This is a genomic window from Paraburkholderia bannensis NBRC 103871 (assembly GCF_000685015.1).
Taxonomy (GTDB): domain Bacteria; phylum Pseudomonadota; class Gammaproteobacteria; order Burkholderiales; family Burkholderiaceae; genus Paraburkholderia; species Paraburkholderia bannensis.
In genome coordinates this window covers 1-3,478 of record NZ_BAYA01000078.1, presented here as the reverse complement: position 1 = coordinate 3,478, position 3,478 = coordinate 1, and the positions used below count along the sequence as shown (strand labels likewise).

3 protein-coding genes and 1 pseudogene are annotated in these 3,478 nt (G+C 56.4%); all 4 read left to right on the top strand.

Annotated elements, in window-relative coordinates:
- Positions 1 to 162 (top strand): annotated as a pseudogene (locus BBA01S_RS48390) (virulence factor); the annotation flags it as partial.
- Positions 163 to 1,012: 850 nt separating this feature from the next.
- Complete coding sequence (locus BBA01S_RS39305) at positions 1,013 to 1,279, top strand: hypothetical protein (RefSeq protein WP_027821148.1); 267 nt, start codon at positions 1,013 to 1,015, stop codon at positions 1,277 to 1,279.
- A 297-nt stretch (positions 1,280 to 1,576) separates the two neighbouring features.
- Positions 1,577 to 1,720 (top strand): hypothetical protein, encoded by a 144-nt coding sequence (locus BBA01S_RS47755; protein ID WP_167336096.1) that lies wholly within the window; start codon positions 1,577 to 1,579, stop codon positions 1,718 to 1,720.
- A gap of 52 nt (positions 1,721 to 1,772) precedes the next feature.
- The gene (locus BBA01S_RS39295) at positions 1,773 to 3,323 is read left to right on the top strand and encodes a hypothetical protein (RefSeq protein WP_027821147.1); all 1,551 of its coding nucleotides are present in this window, start codon (positions 1,773 to 1,775) and stop codon (positions 3,321 to 3,323) included.
- Positions 3,324 to 3,478: the final 155 nt, after the last annotated feature.

Sequence of the window (3,478 nt, the reverse complement as noted above, 5' to 3'; positions counted from 1 at the left end):
TCCGAGCATCCTGTCGCGGTCGTGGTTGCCCCCCCGGCCCAACCGTTGCCGATCGAACCAGATGCAGACTGGTTCCGCGCACGCGGCGAAAACAATGCGTATCTGCCGTGGTGGGGACGCCGTTACGACACGAAATACAACCAGCAAGGCTGGTCGTGGTGACTTTGGAGCGCCAGCCATGAAAGGCATCGTTCGTGTGGGGGACGCAACCAGCCACGGTGGCCGCGTCAGAAGTGCGGACTTTTTTGTATGCCAATAGCTGATAGGAAACAATTAAGTCTGTCGGACGCACTCTCTGTAAGTCATTGATTCTGCTGCATCCTCAAAAAACAACAAGTCCACGCAAAGTCTGTCGGGAACCCGAATCCGGACGCCGCCGGAGTCCTTTTGCGACGTTAAAGTCTGTCGGTCCTTGCTGGACAAGGGTTTCCAGCCAAGTTCATCTTTTCACACACAGCAGCCGAAGCATGCCGGGACCGGCATTACTGGCGCCAAGCAAGAAGAAGTGGAGACGGGCAGATATCGAATGAAAAATATAATGGGGCCGGATTTCGCAGCCCTAGTTGGCGGTCACGCTCTACGCCGTACCATTGAACCCAAGACGGCACCAGCCAGTTCGCGGGCAGGCCAGAAACGGAGAGCCGGGACGCCAGAACAGCTCTCATCTCCTCGGGACAGTCGCGCGGACGAAACTAGAGCCCCTTTTATTTACGTGTGCGACACGTCACACATGCTCTGCGGCTGCAAACGCGGCTTTTGTCTCGGGCTTCTCGCAGATAATCGGCCAGCGCTTGAGCACCAGTTGGGCCAACCTCGCGCCTCGCTCCTCAACGTTCTCCCGGCGGTATCCCTGACTTGCCCCACTGCGCGTTGCGGCCAACGCCTTAACGGTCTTTATGTCAGAAGACAGGTACAACGAAGGCAAGGTGCCCGCTCCTCAATTGACCGGCTGTCCACCCGTTGAATTGTCAATTGAAGGCAAATCGCAAGCACATTAGGCGCAAAGCGAGGCATGCTCGAGAATCTGCGCCAAGTGATGGGGATTATTAGACTCCAGCTGGAAGAATTTAAAGATAGCGCGCTCGACGTCAATTGCACGCCATTCCTGAGGCTGCGACTCACTCGCCTGCCAATGCCACGGCTTGCCAGCGCGGATGCCGACGTTAAGGCAATCTTGCCGGTTGCGGGCAAGGTTATCGTCCAACTAGCGTCGTCAGCGCTCACTGGTGGAGCGCTGCATGCGGGTATGCGGCTATCGACTTCGACAAAGTTCCACTAAACGAACGTCAAGCGGCCGGACGTTAATGCGAACTCGGCGACGCGCGGGATGAGTAGAGGGGGTGCTGGTCGCGACACAGGGTTTCACTCTGGCTCAAGGCGGGAGAAACAGCCAATTGGCTCTTCATCGTGAGGTGGCTAGCCCTTAATCGCCTTGGACCCATCGGTCCTTGGCGGCTTCCCCATGTTCATCATGGCTGGAAGCGATGGCTCAGAAACTTCGTAGCCAAAATTACCCTACTCGGACCTGATGCTCGAACCTACCATATCGTTTTTGTTCACCACTATGGAGTTCATCATGACCCAGCAGACAAAGAAGCAAGCCGAACATCGTGGAGATGCTCTCAACCAAAACAAAGGGACGAGCGGCACGAACAAGACGAATGCGAAGGTTCACGGAAACCGTGGCAAGCAACTGAACCCGAACCAAAAGGCTCGATAACGCAGCCCCCCGCAATAGCGAGGCGCCCTCTATATCACCAAGGTATTTGCCCATGAATTCGGTCGGCTTCCCGACGCAAGGAGAGGTATTACAGTTTGTGTTCAACGCGCTCGGCGTCTTGCCACGAAGGCACGAGAGTGATGAGAGCTTCGACGAGGTTCGCAAGAAGACCACCCAGGCTGCTCTGAGGCGCCTCGCTCGCGAAGATGGGCTTCTTCAGCCAAACCTTCAAGCGCTTCTGGAAACGCTAAGTTATCTGACGGCCGGAGCGCTCCCTCCGCGCGCGTTTTTCGCCTTTGGTGAGGCTCTTTTTGACATCTTCGAGACGTACCGACATGCGCTCAAGACGGAGGGAACCTTTCTCGGGAAAGCCGATTCGGTCAAATATTTCTTGCACGATTACTGCGCGCCGAGGCTAGCGATTTCGGTGGCCAAGCAGCTGCAACGTTTCAATGTCGAAGCGGACGGGATGATGGTGCCACCTAACAAATTTTGGTATCTGCCCACGCACGATGGTCGGGTGTGGGAGTGGCCGTTAGAACGAGTGATGCGCTGGGCGTATCAGCTGGCCGAGACTTCCTGCGCTCAGTTTCACTGCCCAGAAATGGATTCTCTATCGTCAGAGCTGTCAAAGAATCTCGATAACGCGAAGAATTGGCTGAAAGGAGAGCACCTGCCATCGTGGACATCGCTGCTGCAGAATTTCCTCGATTCGTTTGCCGCGGTGAATCGAACTCGGGAGAAGCGCAAGCTTCCACTCCTGCCAAAACTGCTCGTATCCAGCGTATGTTCATCGCTCTTCCTTGCGCGCGCTGCCACCGCTGTGGCGATGGAGGTGGTCGACCACTACGGGGATGAGGTTATGCTCGAGTTCTGCCGTCGGTATCGGCGGATTGCCGAGAGCACTGTAGATGCAACAAAAACAGTGAAGCGTGCGGTCCGCGAGTACATCGAAGACAAGCAGCTTCCAGCGTCGGAATGGGATGACGCTTGGTTCCGCGTAACGTCCGACTACTGGCAATGGTTCGTTGAATGGCAAGACAAACTGCGCTCCGCGACTGCATCTCATAGCCTTACGAAGGAACAAGTGCTCGCCGCGAGTAAGAAGCTGGGCGCACTGTCACTGCTGGAGTTCGAAGGTCAGGAGGAGATTGCAGTCATGCACGAACCTCCGCTTGGATTCACAGAGCTGTTGCTCGACGGCCTCGCCCTTCAAAAATCGCGCAGCCTCAGTTTGGCCGACATAGATGCTTACAGCGTTCGCCTCGGGGCGTCGAGGTTACATGACACGCTGCCTTGGATGGCGCCGTGGATGCGCAGCTCGCTTTGCTATCGCGAGCAAAGGTATGAAGACGCCTACGCCCATGCAAAGGAGGCTTACGAGAGCGCTCAATACTGCGCAGGAGTTCACCAGGCACATCTGGTCAGCCAATTCATCGACTTGGCCGCCAAGAACGACAAGTGGAAAGAGTTTCGGAAGGCAGTCAATTGGGCCGGGTATTTGGACATCAAAGTCAAACCGCTTAACACGACTGCGTCCGACAACGAGGGATTGAGGAAGCTGTTCGACGGACTCAAGGGATTCCACTGCGCCAATTGGTAGGTCTGCGGCGAAGCAGTACAAGTCAGTGGGGCTTGTCCAGGATGGATGCGTCTAGTCGCCGGAGAGCCTCGTTCTATGACTGAGGCTCAAGCTCGTGGCGAGCCTGGGAGGAGGGGCGGCTCGGACGAGTCTGCAGCAGTGCTTGCAGGTGGGGG